The organism is Bacillus sp. JK62 (genome assembly GCF_053663455.1).
Genome location: NZ_JBSJQA010000006.1, coordinates 691,078 through 708,641, shown reverse-complemented (window position 1 = coordinate 708,641; position 17,564 = coordinate 691,078). Strand labels below are relative to the sequence as shown.

General features: G+C 44.9%; 21 protein-coding genes. 14 read left to right on the top strand and 7 right to left on the bottom strand.

Features of this window, described 5'->3' with window-relative positions:
- Positions 1 to 281 precede the first annotated feature (281 nt).
- From pdhA to lpdA, 4 genes are all read left to right on the top strand, one after another.
- Positions 282 to 1,397 carry a pyruvate dehydrogenase (acetyl-transferring) E1 component subunit alpha gene (gene pdhA, locus ACWJJ4_RS16790; RefSeq protein WP_003154530.1) on the top strand — a complete coding sequence of 372 codons (1,116 nt, stop codon included), beginning with the start codon at positions 282 to 284 and terminating at the stop codon, positions 1,395 to 1,397.
- A gap of 3 nt (positions 1,398 to 1,400) precedes the next feature.
- Entirely contained in the window at positions 1,401 to 2,378 is a 978-nt protein-coding gene (pdhB, locus tag ACWJJ4_RS16785; RefSeq protein ID WP_003154528.1) for a pyruvate dehydrogenase complex E1 component subunit beta, read from the top strand.
- A 124-nt stretch (positions 2,379 to 2,502) separates the two neighbouring features.
- Complete coding sequence (gene pdhC / locus ACWJJ4_RS16780) at positions 2,503 to 3,831, top strand: pyruvate dehydrogenase complex dihydrolipoyllysine-residue acetyltransferase (RefSeq protein ID WP_003154526.1); 1,329 nt, start codon at positions 2,503 to 2,505, stop codon at positions 3,829 to 3,831.
- Positions 3,832 to 3,835: 4 nt separating this feature from the next.
- A complete protein-coding gene (gene lpdA / locus ACWJJ4_RS16775; protein WP_033574600.1) occupies positions 3,836 to 5,248 on the top strand; it encodes a dihydrolipoyl dehydrogenase in 1,413 nt (470 codons plus the stop codon).
- Between the two features lie 47 nt (positions 5,249 to 5,295).
- Here the strand turns inward: lpdA and ACWJJ4_RS16770 are convergent, their stop codons facing one another.
- Positions 5,296 to 5,670, bottom strand: a complete 375-nt coding sequence (locus ACWJJ4_RS16770) for a hypothetical protein (protein ID WP_014304946.1) — start codon at positions 5,668 to 5,670, stop codon at positions 5,296 to 5,298.
- A gap of 248 nt (positions 5,671 to 5,918) precedes the next feature.
- Here ACWJJ4_RS16770 and ACWJJ4_RS16765 point away from each other — a divergent pair, with 248 nt between their 5' ends.
- Together ACWJJ4_RS16765 and ACWJJ4_RS16760 are read left to right on the top strand one after the other, a co-directional pair.
- On the top strand, positions 5,919 to 6,710 hold the full coding sequence (locus ACWJJ4_RS16765; protein ID WP_138092261.1) for a polysaccharide deacetylase family protein: 792 nt from the start codon (positions 5,919 to 5,921) through the stop codon (positions 6,708 to 6,710).
- Between the two features lie 113 nt (positions 6,711 to 6,823).
- On the top strand, positions 6,824 to 6,943 hold the full coding sequence (locus tag ACWJJ4_RS16760; RefSeq protein WP_003154518.1) for a GapA-binding peptide SR1P: 120 nt from the start codon (positions 6,824 to 6,826) through the stop codon (positions 6,941 to 6,943).
- Between the two features lie 47 nt (positions 6,944 to 6,990).
- On the opposite strand, the gene ACWJJ4_RS16755 is transcribed toward ACWJJ4_RS16760, so the two are convergent.
- Positions 6,991 to 8,463, bottom strand: coding sequence for an aminotransferase class I/II-fold pyridoxal phosphate-dependent enzyme (locus ACWJJ4_RS16755; protein WP_128574609.1), 1,473 nt, complete (start codon positions 8,461 to 8,463; stop codon positions 6,991 to 6,993).
- A gap of 179 nt (positions 8,464 to 8,642) precedes the next feature.
- Here ACWJJ4_RS16755 and ACWJJ4_RS16750 point away from each other — a divergent pair, with 179 nt between their 5' ends.
- Positions 8,643 to 8,909, top strand: a complete 267-nt coding sequence (locus tag ACWJJ4_RS16750) for a UPF0223 family protein (protein WP_007409667.1) — start codon at positions 8,643 to 8,645, stop codon at positions 8,907 to 8,909.
- Positions 8,910 to 8,944: 35 nt separating this feature from the next.
- On the opposite strand, the gene ACWJJ4_RS16745 is transcribed toward ACWJJ4_RS16750, so the two are convergent.
- Positions 8,945 to 9,577 carry a DUF1054 domain-containing protein gene (locus tag ACWJJ4_RS16745; RefSeq protein ID WP_014470447.1) on the bottom strand — a complete coding sequence of 211 codons (633 nt, stop codon included), beginning with the start codon at positions 9,575 to 9,577 and terminating at the stop codon, positions 8,945 to 8,947.
- A 236-nt stretch (positions 9,578 to 9,813) separates the two neighbouring features.
- Between ACWJJ4_RS16745 and ACWJJ4_RS16740 the strand changes: the two genes are divergently transcribed.
- The 3 genes from ACWJJ4_RS16740 (at position 9,814) to ACWJJ4_RS16730 (ending at position 11,372) form a co-directional block, all read left to right on the top strand.
- Positions 9,814 to 10,002, top strand: a complete 189-nt coding sequence (locus ACWJJ4_RS16740) for a hypothetical protein (protein WP_003154513.1) — start codon at positions 9,814 to 9,816, stop codon at positions 10,000 to 10,002.
- Positions 10,003 to 10,135: 133 nt separating this feature from the next.
- Positions 10,136 to 10,933, top strand: coding sequence for an inositol-1-monophosphatase (gene suhB, locus ACWJJ4_RS16735; RefSeq protein ID WP_070081769.1), 798 nt, complete (start codon positions 10,136 to 10,138; stop codon positions 10,931 to 10,933).
- A complete protein-coding gene (locus ACWJJ4_RS16730) occupies positions 10,920 to 11,372 on the top strand; it encodes a GNAT family N-acetyltransferase (RefSeq protein ID WP_003154511.1) in 453 nt (150 codons plus the stop codon). The genes suhB and ACWJJ4_RS16730 overlap by 14 nt, the downstream gene beginning before the upstream one ends.
- 50 nt (positions 11,373 to 11,422) lie before the next feature.
- On the opposite strand, the gene ACWJJ4_RS16725 is transcribed toward ACWJJ4_RS16730, so the two are convergent.
- A complete protein-coding gene (locus ACWJJ4_RS16725) occupies positions 11,423 to 12,988 on the bottom strand; it encodes a M4 family metallopeptidase (protein ID WP_069473399.1) in 1,566 nt (521 codons plus the stop codon).
- Positions 12,989 to 13,362: 374 nt separating this feature from the next.
- Between ACWJJ4_RS16725 and ACWJJ4_RS16720 the strand changes: the two genes are divergently transcribed.
- Together ACWJJ4_RS16720 and ACWJJ4_RS16715 are read left to right on the top strand one after the other, a co-directional pair.
- Positions 13,363 to 13,488, top strand: a complete 126-nt coding sequence (locus tag ACWJJ4_RS16720) for an RNA polymerase sigma factor (RefSeq protein ID WP_072589054.1) — start codon at positions 13,363 to 13,365, stop codon at positions 13,486 to 13,488.
- Positions 13,485 to 13,778, top strand: a complete 294-nt coding sequence (locus tag ACWJJ4_RS16715) for an anti-sigma factor family protein (protein WP_146276706.1) — start codon at positions 13,485 to 13,487, stop codon at positions 13,776 to 13,778. Before ACWJJ4_RS16720 ends, ACWJJ4_RS16715 begins: the two co-directional genes overlap by 4 nt.
- A gap of 37 nt (positions 13,779 to 13,815) precedes the next feature.
- Here ACWJJ4_RS16715 and ACWJJ4_RS16710 read toward each other — a convergent pair whose 3' ends face one another.
- Together ACWJJ4_RS16710 and ACWJJ4_RS16705 are read right to left on the bottom strand one after the other, a co-directional pair.
- Positions 13,816 to 14,433: a hypothetical protein gene (locus ACWJJ4_RS16710; RefSeq protein ID WP_017417716.1), complete on the bottom strand. Its 618-nt coding sequence runs from the start codon at positions 14,431 to 14,433 to the stop codon at positions 13,816 to 13,818.
- Between the two features lie 310 nt (positions 14,434 to 14,743).
- The gene (locus tag ACWJJ4_RS16705; RefSeq protein WP_454021815.1) at positions 14,744 to 14,932 is read right to left on the bottom strand and encodes a YlaF family protein; all 189 of its coding nucleotides are present in this window, start codon (positions 14,930 to 14,932) and stop codon (positions 14,744 to 14,746) included.
- 111 nt (positions 14,933 to 15,043) lie between these two features.
- Here ACWJJ4_RS16705 and typA point away from each other — a divergent pair, with 111 nt between their 5' ends.
- Both typA and ACWJJ4_RS16695 read left to right on the top strand, forming a co-directional pair.
- Positions 15,044 to 16,882 carry a translational GTPase TypA gene (typA, locus tag ACWJJ4_RS16700; protein ID WP_003154502.1) on the top strand — a complete coding sequence of 613 codons (1,839 nt, stop codon included), beginning with the start codon at positions 15,044 to 15,046 and terminating at the stop codon, positions 16,880 to 16,882.
- 56 nt (positions 16,883 to 16,938) lie between these two features.
- Entirely contained in the window at positions 16,939 to 17,259 is a 321-nt protein-coding gene (locus ACWJJ4_RS16695; protein WP_454021814.1) for a YlaH-like family protein, read from the top strand.
- 41 nt (positions 17,260 to 17,300) lie between these two features.
- Here ACWJJ4_RS16695 and ACWJJ4_RS16690 read toward each other — a convergent pair whose 3' ends face one another.
- Positions 17,301 to 17,510 carry a YlaI family protein gene (locus ACWJJ4_RS16690; RefSeq protein WP_003154499.1) on the bottom strand — a complete coding sequence of 70 codons (210 nt, stop codon included), beginning with the start codon at positions 17,508 to 17,510 and terminating at the stop codon, positions 17,301 to 17,303.
- Positions 17,511 to 17,564 lie beyond the last annotated feature (54 nt).

Sequence of the window (17,564 nt, the reverse complement as noted above, 5' to 3'; positions counted from 1 at the left end):
GGCGCAGTATGATCTTAAGTTTTATAAGCGGTTTCAAAATAAGGTTATAAATAATTGACGGCTTTGTTTAATTACTGTAAACTATGGTTGTTGATCATATTGTACTAATAAAAAATCTTTTTTTATTAGTACAGTTTAAACGTCATTATCTTTGCTTAAGCGCTATGTGAATTTCTGAATGATTAATTTTAGAATTGCAGAGCATGATAAGACTGTTTTTAATACGGATGGCTAAACGGTATCCTAACCCTGTTAAATCAAAAGAAGAGGTGGTTTAAAAAATGGCTGCAAAGACAAAAACTTCAATTGTTGATAGCAAAAAACAATTTGATGCTATTAATAAGCAGTTTGAAACGTTCCAAATTTTAAATGCTGAAGGAGAAGTCGTAAATAAAGACGCAATGCCTGATCTTTCAGATGATCAGTTAAAAGAATTAATGAGAAGAATGGTGTATATCCGCATTTTAGACCAGCGTTCAATTTCTCTTTCCCGTCAAGGACGTTTAGGTTTCTATGCACCGACAGCGGGCCAGGAAGCTTCTCAAATTGCATCACACTTCGCGCTTGAACAGGACGACTTTATCCTTCCGGGTTATCGTGACGTTCCTCAGCTGATTTGGCACGGGCTTCCTTTACATCAGGCATTCCTTTTCTCAAGAGGCCATTTTAAAGGTAATCAGATGCCTGAGGGAGTAAATGCTTTATCACCTCAAATTATTATCGGTGCTCAAATTATTCAAACCGCAGGTGTAGCTTTAGGTCTTAAAAAGCGCGGTAAAAAAGCGGTTGCTATTACTTACACTGGTGACGGCGGAGCTTCTCAAGGTGACTTCTATGAAGGAATGAACTTTGCCGGAGCATTTAAAGCGCCAGCGATCTTCGTTGTTCAGAATAACCGCTATGCGATTTCAACTCCTGTAGAAAAGCAATCATCCGCACAGACAATTGCCCAAAAAGCAGTTGCCGTCGGTATTACAGGTGTTCAAGTAGACGGAATGGACGCACTAGCCGTTTACGCTGCAACTGCAGAAGCACGCCAGCGCGCAATTAACGGTGAAGGTCCGACTCTGATTGAAACTCTTACATTCCGTTACGGACCTCATACAATGTCCGGTGACGATCCGACTAAATACCGTACGAAAGAAATAGAAAATGAATGGGAGCAAAAAGACCCGCTCGTACGTTTCCGCAAGTTCTTGGAAAACAAAGGACTATGGTCTGAAGAAGAAGAGAACAAAGTGATTGAACAGGCCAAAGAAGAAATCAAACAAGCTATCAAAAAGGCTGACGGCGAATCAAAACCGAAAGTAACAGAGCTGATTGAGAATATGTTTGAAGAGCCGACGTTCAACTTGAAAGAACAACTTGAAATTTACAAAGCGAAGGAGTCGAAGTAAGCCATGGCGCAAATGACAATGATTCAAGCGATCACTGATGCGTTACGCACAGAACTGAAAAACAATGAAAACGTTCTGCTTTTCGGGGAAGATGTAGGCGTTGCCGGAGGCGTATTCCGTGCAACTGAAGGCCTTCAAAAAGAATTCGGTGAGGACCGCGTATTTGACACGCCGCTTGCTGAATCCGGTATCGGCGGTCTCGCTCTCGGTTTAGGCCTGCAAGATTACCGTCCTGTTATGGAAATCCAATTCTTCGGATTCGTATATGAAGTAATGGATTCAATCTCAGGACAAATGGCTCGTCTCCGCTACCGTTCCGGCGGACGCTGGACTTCTCCGGTGACAATCCGTTCTCCATTCGGCGGAGGGGTTCATACACCTGAACTTCACGCTGACAGTTTGGAAGGCCTTATCGCTCAGCAGCCGGGTATTAAAGTTGTTATCCCTTCCACTCCTTACGATGCAAAAGGACTGCTGATTGCCTCTATCAGAGACAATGATCCGGTTGTTTTCTTAGAGCATATGAAACTTTACCGTTCTTTCCGTCAGGAAGTTCCTGAAGAGGAATACACAATCGAGCTTGGCAAAGCTGATGTGAAACGCGAAGGTACTGACCTTTCTATCATCACATACGGCGCGATGGTTCATGAGTCGCTTAAGGCTGCTGAAGAGCTTGAAAAAGAAGGCGTTTCTGCTGAAGTTATCGACCTTCGCACTGTAAGTCCGCTTGATATTGATACGATTATTGCTTCTGTTGAAAAAACAGGCCGCGCAATTGTCGTGCAGGAAGCTCAAAAACAAGCCGGCATCGCTGCCAACGTTGTAGCTGAAATCAATGACCGCGCGATTCTGAGCCTGGAAGCTCCGGTTCTGCGTGTTGCGGCGCCTGATACAGTATTTCCTTTCTCGCTTGCTGAGAGCGTATGGCTTCCAAACCATAAAGACGTTCTTGAAACTGCGAAAAAAGTTCTTGAATTTTAATCAGGCATCATAAAAGACGGTAAAGAGAGTCCTTTTCTCTTATGATGAAGGAGTCTGTTTACTAGGTTCAATGCTTGCGTATGCATAACTAAAATTTGCTTAATCAACTAGGAGGTCGAAAACTGTGGCATTTGAATTTAAACTTCCGGATATCGGGGAAGGTATCCACGAAGGCGAAATCGTAAAATGGTTTGTTAAGCCGAACGACGAGGTAGAAGAAGACGATGTTCTGGCTGAAGTGCAAAATGATAAAGCAGTGGTAGAAATTCCTTCACCTGTTAAAGGAAAAGTATTAGAATTAAAAGTTGAAGAGGGAACAGTTGCAACTGTTGGACAAACGATTATTACGTTTGACGCACCTGGTTACGAAGATCTTCAATTTAAAGGAAGCCATGATTCAGGAGAGGCGAAAACTGAGGCTCAAGTTCAGTCGTCTGCTGAAGCAGGGCAGGATATCTCTAAAGAAGAGACTCCTAAAGAGCCTGCAAAAGAAACCGGCGCAGGACAGCAGGACCAAGCGGAAGCTGATCCGAACAAACGCGTGATCGCGATGCCTTCCGTACGCAAATATGCCCGTGAAAAAGGCGTGGATATCCGTAAAGTAACAGGTTCAGGCAATAACGGACGTGTTGTAAAAGAAGATATCGACAGCTTTGCAAATGGAGGAGCGGCTCAAGAAGCGGCACCGCAAGAAACAGCTGCACCTCAGGAAACAGCTAAACCTGCAGCGGCTCAGGCTCCTGAAGGCGAATTCCCTGAAACACGCGAAAAAATGAGCGGTATCCGTAAAGCGATCGCGAAAGCAATGGTGAACTCTAAGCATACTGCACCGCACGTAACTCTTATGGATGAAGTTGACGTAACAAATCTTGTTGCTCACCGCAAACAGTTCAAACAAGTTGCTGCTGATCAAGGCATCAAGCTGACTTATCTGCCTTACGTCGTCAAAGCATTAACATCCGCTTTGAAAAAATTCCCTGTTTTAAACACATCGATTGATGATAAAACAGATGAAGTGATCCAAAAACATTACTTCAACATCGGAATTGCAGCGGATACCGAAAAAGGCCTGCTTGTGCCGGTAGTGAAAAATGCCGACCGTAAAGCCGTTTTCGAAATCTCTGATGAAATCAACAGCCTTGCTACAAAAGCGCGTGAAGGCAAGCTTGCACCTGCGGAAATGAAAGGCGCTTCTTGCACGATCACAAATATCGGTTCTGCCGGAGGCCAATGGTTCACACCGGTTATCAACCACCCAGAGGTTGCGATTCTCGGTATCGGCCGTATTGCTGAAAAAGCGATCGTCCGTGACGGTGAAATTGTAGCTGCTCCTGTCTTAGCTCTTTCTCTCAGCTTTGACCACCGTATGATTGACGGAGCAACTGCACAAAATGCGTTAAACCACATCAAGCGTTTACTGAACGATCCACAACTTATTTTAATGGAGGCGTAATGTTATGGTAGTAGGAGATTTCCCTATTGAAACAGATACTCTTGTGATTGGTGCGGGACCAGGCGGCTATGTAGCTGCCATCCGCGCTGCTCAGCTTGGACAAAAAGTAACAGTCGTTGAAAAAGCAACGCTTGGAGGCGTTTGTCTGAACGTCGGCTGTATTCCTTCAAAAGCGCTCATCAATGCAGGCCATCGTTACGAGAATGCAAAACATTCAGATGACATGGGAATCACTGCTGAGAACGTAACGGTTGACTTTACAAAAGTCCAAGAATGGAAAGCTTCTGTTGTAAATAAGCTTACCGGCGGTGTTGCAGGTCTTTTAAAAGGAAATAAAGTGGACGTTGTAAAAGGGGAAGCTTATTTCGTAGACAGCAACTCTGTCCGCGTAATGGATGAGAACTCTGCGCAAACATACACATTTAAAAACGCAATCATTGCTACTGGTTCTCGCCCTATCGAATTGCCAAACTTCAAATATAGCGAACGCGTTCTGAACTCTACAGGCGCACTTGCGCTTAAAGAAATTCCGAAAAAGCTCGTTGTTATCGGCGGCGGATATATCGGTACTGAGCTTGGAACAGCGTATGCGAACTTCGGAACTGAATTGGTTATTTTAGAAGGCGGAGATGAAATTCTTCCTGGCTTCGAAAAACAAATGAGTTCCCTTGTTACCCGCAGACTGAAGAAAAAAGGCAACGTTGAAATCCATACAAGCGCCATGGCTAAAGGCGTTGAGGAAAGACCTGACGGCGTAACAGTTACATTCGAAGTAAAAGGCGAAGAAAAGACGGTTGATGCTGATTACGTATTAATCACTGTCGGACGCCGTCCGAACACTGATGAGCTCGGCCTTGAGCAAGTCGGTATCGAAATGACTGACCGCGGTGTCATTAAAACAGACAAGCAGTGCCGCACGAACGTACCGAACATTTACGCAATCGGTGACATCATTGACGGACCTCCATTGGCTCACAAAGCGTCTTACGAAGGTAAAATCGCTGCGGAAGCTATTTCAGGAGAGCCGGCTGAAATCGATTACCTCGGTATTCCGGCGGTTGTATTCTCTGAGCCTGAACTGGCTTCTGTCGGTTACACTGAAGCACAGGCGAAAGAAGAAGGCATTGAAGTCGTTGCAGCTAAGTTCCCGTTTGCAGCAAACGGACGTGCGCTGTCTCTTAACGAAACTGACGGCTTCATGAAGCTGATCACCCGTAAAGAAGACGGTCTTGTAATCGGTGCGCAAATTGCCGGCGCAAGCGCTTCTGACATGATTTCTGAATTGAGCCTGGCGATCGAAGGCGGAATGACTGCTGAAGATATCGCGATGACAATTCACGCTCATCCGACATTGGGCGAAATCACTATGGAAGCTGCCGAAGTAGCAATCGGAAGCCCGATCCACATCGTAAAATAATGATGTAACAAAGAAACAGCCCCCGTTTGTAAAAGCGGGGGCTGTTTTTATTGTGCAAGCACATGCTGCATAGGTTTGATGATATCCTCTTTTTTCTTTACGGATCCCTCAATCTTCATGACCACATGCCGATGATTGATCACCATCAGCGCAGGGAACGTGTTGATTTCCTCTTCCCATCCCTTTCTGTTGTCATAAACCTTCATTTGATCGACATGATGGGGATATTTCTTTTCTAAATCAAGAATCGCATCGTAATAAGGAACTTCTTTATCTATATGATTTTCATCGGAAAAAAACAAGATTTGAGTGTGATGAATGCTGTCGATCCGGTTATTTTTGAATGGAATGACAGTAGAAACCGAACAGCTTGACAGAACGAACAGCATCAAAAAAAAGGGAATCACCGTACGGTAGCGCATCTATCTTACTCCTCTGTTTTATATAATATATTGGTTCATCCATTTATAAGGACTATATTAAGTGTATCACGAGAGGTGAAAAACCTAAGGCTTGTTACTGAATTGTTATATAATTGAAACCGTTTTTAATGAAGAAATAATACGTGTGACAACTTGTACAGCCGATGTGTAAAAAAGGCACATTGTTTTTCGTGAGAGCGCTGTTTTTTCGTTATACTGGGGGCAAAACCATATCAGGAGGGATTGTCATGTATAAAGCCGCTGCAGCCGTCATATGTATGTGCTTACTCGCCGGCTGCCAATCAAATGAAAAGATGCAAACAAACAAACCCTATTCTCAAGCCGCGGCCAATCATGCCAAACGGGAAAACCATCATACAAAAGAGAAAAAACAGAAGGCGGAGCCCCGTTACTATATCAATCCGAAAACCTTTTCTGTGGAAAAAATGGATGAACAGAAAGAAAAAAAACCGATCGCATTGGTAACGATCGATGACGCGCCTGATCAGCATGCCGCTGAGATTGCGGACAAACTGCATGATCTCAATGCGTCAGCGATCTTTTTTGTAAACGGACATTTTTTGAAAAAAGATGAAAATAAGAAAGCGCTTAAGCATATTCATGAGTTAGGCTTTATGATCGGAAATCATACAATGACTCATCAAAACTTAAAAGATCTTTCCGAACAAAAACAACGGGAGGAAATCATTGGCGTCAATAAAGCGGTTGAAAAGGTAATAGGAGAGAAACCCGCATTTTTCAGGGCGCCTTTCGGAAGCAATACGGACTACAGTGACAGACTTATAAAAAAAGAAGGTATGGTGAAAATGAACTGGACCTTCGGGTATGATTGGGATCAGAAATATCAATCCAAAAAAGCGCTTACCGATATCACACTGAACAGTCCTTACCTGCGGGACGGCGCCAACATATTGATGCATGACCGGAAATGGACGGCTGAAGCCATGCCGGACATTGTAAAAGGATTGCGTCATAAAGGATATACCGTGATTGACCCTCGAGCTATAAAAAGACCGTAAAAAATAAATGTGTTATACAATTTATCAGTTGACATATTAAATGTGACATAATAATATAATAACAACAAGTAAAAATTAAGCGTTTTCAAATTCTGAGAAATGGGGAATGACAGATGGGTACAATTGTTTGCCAAGACTGTAACGAAGCGATTCATTACTTTGAGGATGAGAAGGTCACGACGTTATACGGAACATGCTGCGGACAATGCCAGTGTCATCTTGAAGAAGAGTAAAAAGCGTAAAAAGGCCCGGAACGATTTCGTTTCGGGCTTCTTTATGTTTATTGGATGGCTTTTTGCTCTTTGATGACTCTGATCATTTCAAGCGTGGCATCTTCGGGACCCTGCACAGGAAGGCCGGCGTCCAAGTTTTTAAAAATGTAGCTGATATTTTCTTCAGTAATGATCTCACCCGGAATAAAGATCGGAATTCCCGGCGGGTACACCATGACAAACTCTGCAATGATCCGTCCCGCGGATTCTGTTAACGGAATGACTTCCGTATTTGCGTAAAACGCGTCTCTTGGCGTCATCGCTAACAGAGGAATCTCAGGAAGCAGAACTTCCGCTTGCTGATGAGCATAGTCATTTGCGGAAGCCTGCTTTGAAATGTCTGTAAGCGCGCTTACAAGACGGTCGGCATCTCCTGCTCTGTCTCCGGGGGTGAAAATACATAAAATATTATACAAATCGGACAGCTCGACTTCGATATTAAATGATTCGCGGAGCCATTTTTCAACGTCATGACCCGTCAGGCCGAGGTTTTTGACCGAAATGATTAATTTAGTCGGATCATAACTGAAAGCAGCTTTTGACCCAGTGATTTCTTCGCCGACACAGCGGATGCCTTCAATTTGATTGAGGCGTTCCCGTGTCTGATCCGCCAGCAGAATCGTTTCTTCAAGAAGATCGCGGCCTTCTGTAGCGAGGCGTTTTCTTGCGACATCCAGTGAAGCGAGAAGCAGATAGGATGTTGACGTTGTCGTCAGCATGCTTAAAATTGACTGTACTCTTTCTTTGGAAACAAGGCCTTCTCTCACATTTAAAATGGAGCTCTGCGTCAGGGAGCCTCCCAATTTGTGCACGCTTGTGGCTGCCATATCAGCGCCCGCCTGCATGGCGGACAGAGGAAGCTTATCATGAAAATGAATATGCACGCCGTGCGCTTCATCGACAAGAACAGGCACATCGAAAGAATGCGCGAGCTTTACAATGCTGCTCAAGTCAGCTGCCACACCGAAGTACGTCGGATTGATGACAAGCAGGCCTTTTGCGTCAGGGTGCTCCGTCAAAGCCCGCTCGGCGGACTCAAGCGTAATGCCGTGAGAAATTCCGAGCTCAGCGTCAATTTCCGGGTGTATAAAAATCGGCACCGCTCCGGAAAATACAATGGCCGACATAATGGATTTATGAACGTTTCTCGGGATGATGATTTTATCTCCGGGTCCGCATACGGCCATGACCATCGTCATAATGGCGCCGCTCGTCCCTTGTACGGAAAAGAAGGTATGGTCTGCGCCGAATGCTTCCGCGGCCAGATCCTGGGCTTCTTTAATGATGCCCTTTGGCGCATGTAAATCATCCAGAGGTTCGATATTAATTAAATCTATGCTTAACGCGTTTTCTCCGATAAATTGTCTGAATTCCGGGTCCATTCCCGCGCCTTTTTTATGGCCCGGAATGTGGAATTGGACAGGCTGTCTGTCCGCGTGCTTTTTCAGTCCGCTGTACAGGGGTGTTTCATGTTGCGGCAATTGTTTTCCCACCTTTATCATAATACCTACGGATTAGTTTGTATTACATTCAGTTTTATTACCCGTTTTTTAAACGTAAAACAAATGAATTATATTATGAACTTGAAAGAAAGTAAAGAACAATTTATGATCTATGGAAGATGCTTATTTTGAGCATGATGATAAAGGAGTGAAGACATTTGGAATATCAATATCCGATGAATGAGGACTGGACGACAGAGGAGGCCGTGGACGTCATTGCTTTTTTTCAGCAGGTGGAAAACGCCTATGAAAAAGGAGCTGACCGAGACAGACTTCTGAATGCGTACCGCCGCTTTAAAGAAATCGTTCCCGGGAAAGCGGAAGAAAAGAAAATCTGCAGCCAATTTGAAGCTGACAGCACCTATTCCCCGTATCGGACTGTGAAACAGGCGAAACAATCAGATCAAGCGATTATCAAAATGTAGACAAAAGCGAGCCGGCAATCGGCCCGCTTTTTATGTTATGAGACTTTCTGAGTCAGTGTGTATAAAAAGGAAAGCTTCCTAAAAGCATCTTCAATGGTTTGCAGGAATTCATTGTTGTTCATGTTGATCACGTCTTCTTTTTGCAGCTGAATGCCGCATAAAAGCTCTGCTTTTTTCACTGTCTGCAGGCGTTCAAATAATGTTTTCAGCTGCTCCTGATCCATGTCGGACTGCTTGTACGCACCTGGCTTCGTATGATCCGGCGACCATACAAAATGACCGGGAATCTGTTTTGTGATTTCCTCCTGCTTCGCTTCCAGCAATCTGCCGTATTCCTCTTTTATCGGAGATTCATAAATGATGGCAAACCATACAAACATATGGGTGTCCCATAAACCGATCTGAAAGTGAGGGAGTTTCTTATAGCCGCGTTTGCTGTTGGCAAAGGCAACCCAGCTGTCAGCCGGCGGGTTGACAGATCTTCTCGCGTGCTTGGCGACATGCGGGAACATTTCATCTCCTGTCAATGCTGACAATGTCGGTGCGAAATGCTCTCCTAACAAGGTCAGCTTCGGACGGACTTGTTCTTTTAACACCTCCATGCGCGGATCTAAGCCTTCTATTGTAAATGTATCGAAGTCTTCTTTTGTAAAACGCATCTGAGTCATCTTTTTCCTCCTTAACGTAAGTATTCATATTTTACCACAGCCGCCGCCGGCCGCAAAAACATTGAGAACGTTTGAGCCGAGAGGAATGGTGGTAAAAAACGAATAGGTAAACACACAATTTTAAGAATGTTGTTACAGCCGAATATAAGTTTCCATACGATATAAGAAGTATCATTAATGAATTGGAAAAATGGGATGCTTTTTTAACAAATGATCTCTGGAAGGGGCGAAAGACAATGAGGCAAGTGGTGAAGGAAGGATTCAGGGAGGAAAAAAATAACCGTGTAGCTGTCTGGAGACTAGAGGTTGATTATGAATTGGCAACCCTGTATGAGGCCATGCAAAAAGAGAATGAAGATCAAATCGATCTCAGCAAAAGAAAACTGGAACGTCTCAGAAAAGAATGGATTCGGCTTAACGGATAAAGAATAGTAAAAACGAACCGCAGGAAATGGTTCGTTTTTACGTGAGAAGGCATTTTTTTCATTTTCCTTGCTTTTTCATCGCCTTTATCAGTATGCTATAGAATAAGCTATACATAGAAAAGAGGTACACGGTATGACAAATTGGACGGAAATTGATGATATCGCAAAACAATGGGTAAAAGAAGCCGGAACGAGAATCAGACAATCCATGCAGGAAAGCTTGACGATTGAAACAAAATCAAATCCGAATGATTTAGTCACAAATATTGATAAAGAGACGGAGCGCTTTTTCATTGACCGTATACAAGGAACTTTTCCCGGACACCGGATTCTCGGAGAAGAAGGGCAGGGGGATAAACTCCGCTCCCTTGACGGAATCGTCTGGATCATTGATCCGATTGACGGGACGATGAATTTTGTCCATCAAAAGCGGCATTTCGCGATCTCCATCGGCATCTTTGAAGACGGAAAAGGCAAAATCGGCTTAATTTATGATGTGATGCAGGACGAACTGTATCACGCATTCAGCGGAAAAGGGGCTTATCTGAACGATGCGCCGCTTGCTCCTTTAAAAGAAGCTTCCATTGAAGAAGCCATTATTGCAATCAATGCCACATGGGTGACGGAAAACAGAAGGATTGACCCGAGTATTTTGGCGCCGCTCGTAAAACGGGTCAGAGGAACGCGTTCCTACGGTTCGGCGGCACTTGAGCTGGCCAGTGTTGCGGCCGGCCGCATTGACGCATATATTACGATGAGGCTCGCGCCGTGGGATTACGCTGCCGGCTGCGTGCTGCTGAACGAAGTCGGGGGCATTTACACGACCACAGACGGCGAGCCGTTCACGTTTTTAGACAACCACAGCGTGCTTGCGGGGAATCCGGCTATACATAAAATTATCTTTGACGACTATTTACATGCTGACAGGTAGAGATTTTGAAGAAGAAGATCTCGGGTTTCTGGAGCAGCTGGCGGCATCCCACCCGGTGTGGAAAAACGAAGAGTTCGGAACAAAAAATGCGGCGGAGTTTATGCTTGCATACTCCATGTACAATGGAACGTGGCTCGTATGGGAGATTGACGGCGCTCCTGCCGCCGTCAGTTTTCATTTGGAATGGGCCCCTTCAAACGGAAAACCGTGGCTCGGAACCGTGGCCGTCGCTCCGGAGGCAAAAGAGAAAGGAATCGGACGCGCGGTCATTGAAGAGATTGCGGGCCGGCTGAGAGGAGAGCATAAAGCGATGTTTTCAGCCGTTCCCCTGGACAGGCAGGAATGGGTTTTGTTTTTAAGTCAATGCGGCTTTGAACAGCTTAAGCTTGAAAAAGACGATCGGGAAAAGACATATATGATCATGGTGAAGCCATTGTGAAATGTTCAGATATAAAAAAGAGACCGGATTTCTCCGGTCTCTTTTCTTGTTTACAAGCCGACCGCATTCCAGGCCGCTTCTACGCTTGCAGCGTCTTGAGAGCCGTAAAGGTCCCGCGCTGATTGAATCAAAGCTGCTTTTGCATCTTTAAAGCTTGATGACGGAGTGAGATATACCGTCAGTGCGCGATAGTAAATCTGCTCCGCTTTTTTCACGCCGATTTTTGTAATCGTGTTGTAAGCGGCTTTGTTCGGAATTCCGCTGTTTGTATGCACGCCGCCGTAGTCGCCGGCATCAGTGTTCGGAAGGTTTTGATAATTTTTGTAATGGTCTGGCTGTCCGTATTTTGTCGGATTGGATAAGCTGCGGAGAGCCGGCTGGCTGACCGTAATATCCTCACCGATATCCCAGTCCTCAGTATCGGTGAAGTACCCGAATACATCAGAGAAGGATTCGTTTAAAGCGCCCGGCTGATTTTCATAGTTCAGGTTGGCTGTTTCCTGTGTAACGCCGTGTGTCATTTCATGGGCCGTGACGTCCATTGAACCGGAAAGAGGCGAGAAGAATGAGCCGTCACCGTCACCGTAAATCATTTGGTCGCCGATCCAGGCCGCGTTATTGTATTTGCTGCCGTAATGAACGGAAGATACGATTTTGCCGCCTCTATTGTCGTAGCTGTTGCGTTTAAACGTCTGATAGAAATAATCATACACTTTGCCGAGATTGTAATGCGCATCAACCGCAGCGCGCTGAGAAGAAGTTGTGAACTGGTTTGTAGTGCTAGATACGAGCGTGCCCGGCAGGTTATATTGTCGGTTTTGCAGATCGTACGTAATAATTTGTGTTCCGGTAGGCTTCGAAAGATCGCGCATTACATATTTGCCGTTTTCAGAAGAAATATTTAATGAGACCGTTTTTCCTTTAAGAGTCGTACCTGTTCCGGTTGCAGCGGCATGCTCCACTTTGTTTTGCTTTTTCAGGACTTTCCCTGTTTCCGCATCAACGGTTACTTCCCAGTTAGCTGGTTCCGGTTCGATGTAGCGGATGGTTACATCATAGGCGAGGCGGTATTTACCGTCTTTTGTGGCCGCTGCTTTCAGCTCGGCTTTGTTTTTGTTTGCAACGTTGCCGTTAGAGACGGCTTCAGGTGATTTGCCGATTGCTTTAAAAGCATGATCCAGCGCCTGATTTGCAGATAATTTTTTGCTGTTTGCCGTTTTGGCAGAAGCATCGTTGTTTAATTCACCGTTAATCGCATAGACATTGTTGGATTTATCGACGTGAATAATGACTTGCGAGTCTTTCACAGGCACACCGTTAACGACAGGCACATAACGGAAGTGCTTGTAGCCGAGATCATCGGTCGTGTGGTCAATCAGCTTCAGTCTCTCAGAAGGGTTGCCTTTGAAGACTTTGCCGTTTTGTTTCAAGTATTGCTTGATTGCTTTGTCACTGACTGAAGGCAATTCAGATTGCACCAAAGAATGCTTCGGCACAAAGTTCGTCAGGTTTTCTTTAAGCTGAGGATTCTCAGCGGCCTGAACACCCGGAAGACTGATGGTTAAACTCATAAAGGAAGCGGCGACAGCAACAGACAATTTCTTACCTAAACCCACAATAAATCCCCCTTTTTGAAAATAATGAAAACCTATATTGTTATAATAAACCAGCATTCTCTCATTCTGCAATATAAAACTAGACTCCGCTGATGAATTGATAGAATCGTCCCGTAAAGGCTTCCGGCGGGCAGCGTCAGGGGATAAGCCGAGAGGCACGTGTTGAATCAGACATGAGTCGAATGATGCGATTTATTCTGAAAAAAATGACAAATGAAGTCGGGAAAAATGATAGGGGAAAAATGTTCCGATCTGTAAAACTTTTTTTATAGCCGTTTGTCTAAACAGGTGAGGCCTTAATAAACGAAAAGGATTGTTTCAGATGTCAGAGATTTTCAGTCATTTTATTCTGCATTTCGACAGATATTTCAAGAGTGTCTTACGAAGAGATTGCTGATGTTTTGGACTGGAGTCTTTCGAAGGTGAAGAGCACCCTGTACAGGGCGAGAATGCAGCTGAAACAGCACTTGGCGGAAAAAAGGAAGGACGGACAGATATGACTTGCTGTTTAGTGAGAGATTTACTCCCTTTATATATTGAAGGCGATTGTGAAACAGAAACGGAGCGGTTTATTTCCCGCCATCTTGAATCATGCGGTAAGTGCGGGAGTTTATATCATATGATGAAGGCGCCGCTTGACCTCGGCATCCCTGAGATGAAGGCGCCCCCCTGTTATGCAGAAGAAGAAAGGCGGTTTAAGGAACGGTATTACGGGAAGCTGCTGATAAAAGCAGCCGGTTTGTTCGGCGCTGTTTTCTTTATCATGCTGATCCTTAAACTGCTGATTTAAAAAAACGCCCGGCTGAATGACCGGGCGTTTTATCCGTTTACTCAGCCGGATGAAAGGCTGTATAAATGCCTTCAAGCAATTCCTGCGGCAGTGAATTAAAGAATCCGGCACACAGCTTTGCTTCTTTTTTTCCTGCTCCTGCTTTTTCAGCAAGGTCCTGATCAAACGTATACACACCGTCTTCTTCAATCAGCGCAGATTGAAGGATATGAAGACTTTGGGAAAAAGCGGTGAACAGCTGATCAACGATAAGGGCCTCTTTTTCCGTAAATCCGAGCTCCACCGCTTTTTCTTTATTAAATGTATATTCGCCGTCCGTTTTCTCGATACATTGAGAAAGAACGGTTAAAAATTCGGTTGAACTGTCCCACAGCTTTTGAATGGTCTGTGCGGTTTCTTTATCTAATCCCAATTCAACCGCTTTTTCACCGTCAAAATAATAGACGCCGTCTTTTTCGTAAATGGATTGGCTGATGATGTCAATGAGTTTTGCCGCGTCTTCCGGTGTTTTCTCTCCGGAAGCCTGCAGGGCATGTGGTTCATTTGCCTGGATCGTTTTTGCGCCGGCAGAATCAAGCGGACTGAATGCAAGCAAGGCGGCTGAGGCGGTTGCGGCGGCAGTTACAGCGGTTTTCTTCAAAAAAGATGTTTTCATTTCATTCTCTCCTTGTCATGTGTATTTGCTTACAGTCACAAGTATAAAAAGACAATGATGGAATTGATATAGGAGGTATGGTATTTTCTGCATAACGATGCCGGACTATTTCAGACTGTATATTCTGAGGGAATCTGCTGATGTAACTAGAATGGGGGCCGTCATTTCCGGCTTCCTGACTAGGCTGCGGGGGAGATAAGCCTTACATCTGGAGCCTGTTTTGAGGATATAAAAAAGCCTGAATCTTTGATTCAGGCTTCATAAGATATTGTCTTTCCATGTTTACGGAATTTTGCAAAGGGTCATGCTTTTAATCAAGCAGTCCCTGTTCGCGCATTTTTTTCTTTGCGGTGAAACCGCTTCCCATCATGGCGATAACGAGAACAATGCTTCCGATGATGCCCCATGCGCTTTTCTCAGCGATTGATACGCCGATCAGCATCATGCTGAAGACTGCTGCGAATGCAAATAATAATAAGAGCCAATTCAATTTTTTCATATTTCCATCCCCTTTAACGTCATACTTTCAGTTTACAGAAAAACGTAACGCTTTTAAAGAGGATGTGTGGTATAATATGAAAGTTATCTAATTTTTTTAGGAGATGAAAATGTGAAACTTCGAAACGATCTTCGCAACATCGCGATTATTGCCCACGTTGACCATGGGAAAACGACTTTGGTAGACCAATTGCTTCACCAAGCCGGAACATTCCGTGCCAACGAAAATATTGCCGAACGCGCAATGGATTCAAACGATCTTGAACGTGAACGCGGTATTACAATTCTTGCGAAAAATACTGCGATTAACTATAAAGATACACGCATTAATATTTTGGACACTCCGGGACACGCCGACTTCGGCGGAGAGGTAGAACGGATTATGAAAATGGTTGACGGCGTTCTGTTAGTCGTTGACGCATATGAAGGCTGCATGCCGCAAACCCGTTTCGTACTGAAAAAAGCCCTTGAGCAGAACTTAAATCCGGTTGTCGTCGTAAACAAAATCGACCGTGATTTCGCCCGCCCGGAAGAAGTCATTGATGAAGTGCTTGATTTGTTCATCGAGCTTGACGCAAACGAAGAACAGCTTGAGTTCCCTGTCGTCTACGCTTCTGCGATTAACGGAACGGCAAGTCTGGATCCGAAAAAGCAGGACGAAAACATGGAATCACTGTATGAAACGATTCTTGAACATGTCCCTGCCCCGGTAGATAACGCCGAAGAGCCTCTTCAATTCCAAGTGGCGCTGCTTGATTACAATGATTATGTCGGCCGTATCGGTATCGGACGCGTTTTCCGCGGCACGATGAAAGTGGGTCAGCAGGTTTCATTGATGAAACTTGACGGAACGGTTAAATCATTCCGTGTAACGAAAATCTTCGGTTTCCAAGGATTGAAACGCGTGGAAATTGAAGAAGCGAGAGCGGGAGACCTTGTTGCCGTTTCGGGCATGGAAGACATCAACGTCGGTGAAACGGTTTGTCCGGCTGACCACCATGAGCCGCTGCCGGTTCTGCGCATTGATGAGCCTACGCTTCAAATGACATTTGTCGTAAACAACAGCCCGTTTGCAGGCCGTGAAGGCAAATATGTCACAGCCCGCAAAATTGAAGAGCGTCTGAACGCGCAGCTTCAAACAGACGTCAGTCTTCGTGTCGAACCGACTGCATCACCAGACGCATGGGTTGTTTCAGGACGGGGTGAGCTTCACCTGTCCATTTTAATTGAAAACATGCGCCGTGAAGGCTATGAGCTTCAAGTGTCTAAACCTGAAGTTATCATTAAGGAAATCGACGGCGTCAGCTGCGAGCCTGTTGAGCGCGTGCAGATTGACGTGCCTGAAGAGCATACCGGTTCTGTTATGGAATCAATGGGTGCGAGAAAAGGCGAAATGCTTGATATGATTAATAACGGAAACGGCCAGGTCCGCCTGATCTTTACCGTACCTTCACGCGGACTCATCGGCTATTCTACTGAGTTTCTGTCACTGACACGCGGTTTCGGTATCCTGAACCACACGTTTGACAGCTATCAGCCGATGCAAAAAGGCCAAGTCGGAGGCAGACGTCAAGGTGTGCTCGTTTCCATGGAAAACGGAAAAGCGACATCTTACGGAATTCAAGGTATTGAAGACCGCGGCGTCATCTTCGTTGAGCCCGGAACAGAAGTATATGAAGGCATGATTGTCGGCGAACATAACCGTGACAATGACCTTGTCGTCAATGTCAGCAAAATGAAACAGCAGACAAACGTCCGTTCCGCTACGAAGGATCAAACGACTACGATTAAGAAAGCGCGCATTATGTCGCTTGAAGAATCACTCGAGTACTTAAACGAGGATGAATACTGCGAAGTAACGCCGGAATCCATCCGTTTAAGAAAGAAAATCCTGAATAAAAACGAACGTGAAAAAGCGGCGAAAAAGAAAAAAACAGCAGGAATGTCTTAATCACTTGCAGAATTTGAAAAGGTAGAACCCGAACGGAAAAGGGGAGGGGGATCTTTTTGAATGAAGTAAGTGAACGGCTGTCGTTCTTTGCGGCTCTTTACCAAGTGGATGAGCATCCGCTGGCGGGAATGTGGCTGTTATACGGAACGATCGTCGTGCTTTCGATGATTGTATTTAAACTCGGCTTTGCCAAACGGCTGCCGGTGTTGAAGGCTGCGGCAGTTTATCTCTTTCTCGTGCTCGGCTGCACCGTGCTGACTTTTTTCGGTGTGTTTCTGCCGGTCGGAGAAGGGCTTGTTGTCGCCGCCTTGATTTTGATCATTTACAAAATCCGTCTGCACCAGTCTAAAAAAAGCCAGTCAGCTAAACCGCAATAAAAAAATGACCTTGCCTTCCGGCGGGTCATTTTTTATTCGGTTTATTTTTTCAGTTTATCTTTTTTCGCTTTTTGTCCGGGATGAAAGGAAAAGTGTCCGGTATTCAGCCGCGCCTCCGTTTTGATTTTGATTCGGTCATGGCATTCCCGGCACATATATGTATGAATCGGACGATTGCGGAGGCGTTTGGCTGTCAGTGTTTCATCATCAATTTGTTCGATTTTGTCGCAAATGGAACATTTTACTCTCATTGATTTTCACCTCTTTCACTATGACAAGCATTATATCATGGATGCCCCTCCTGC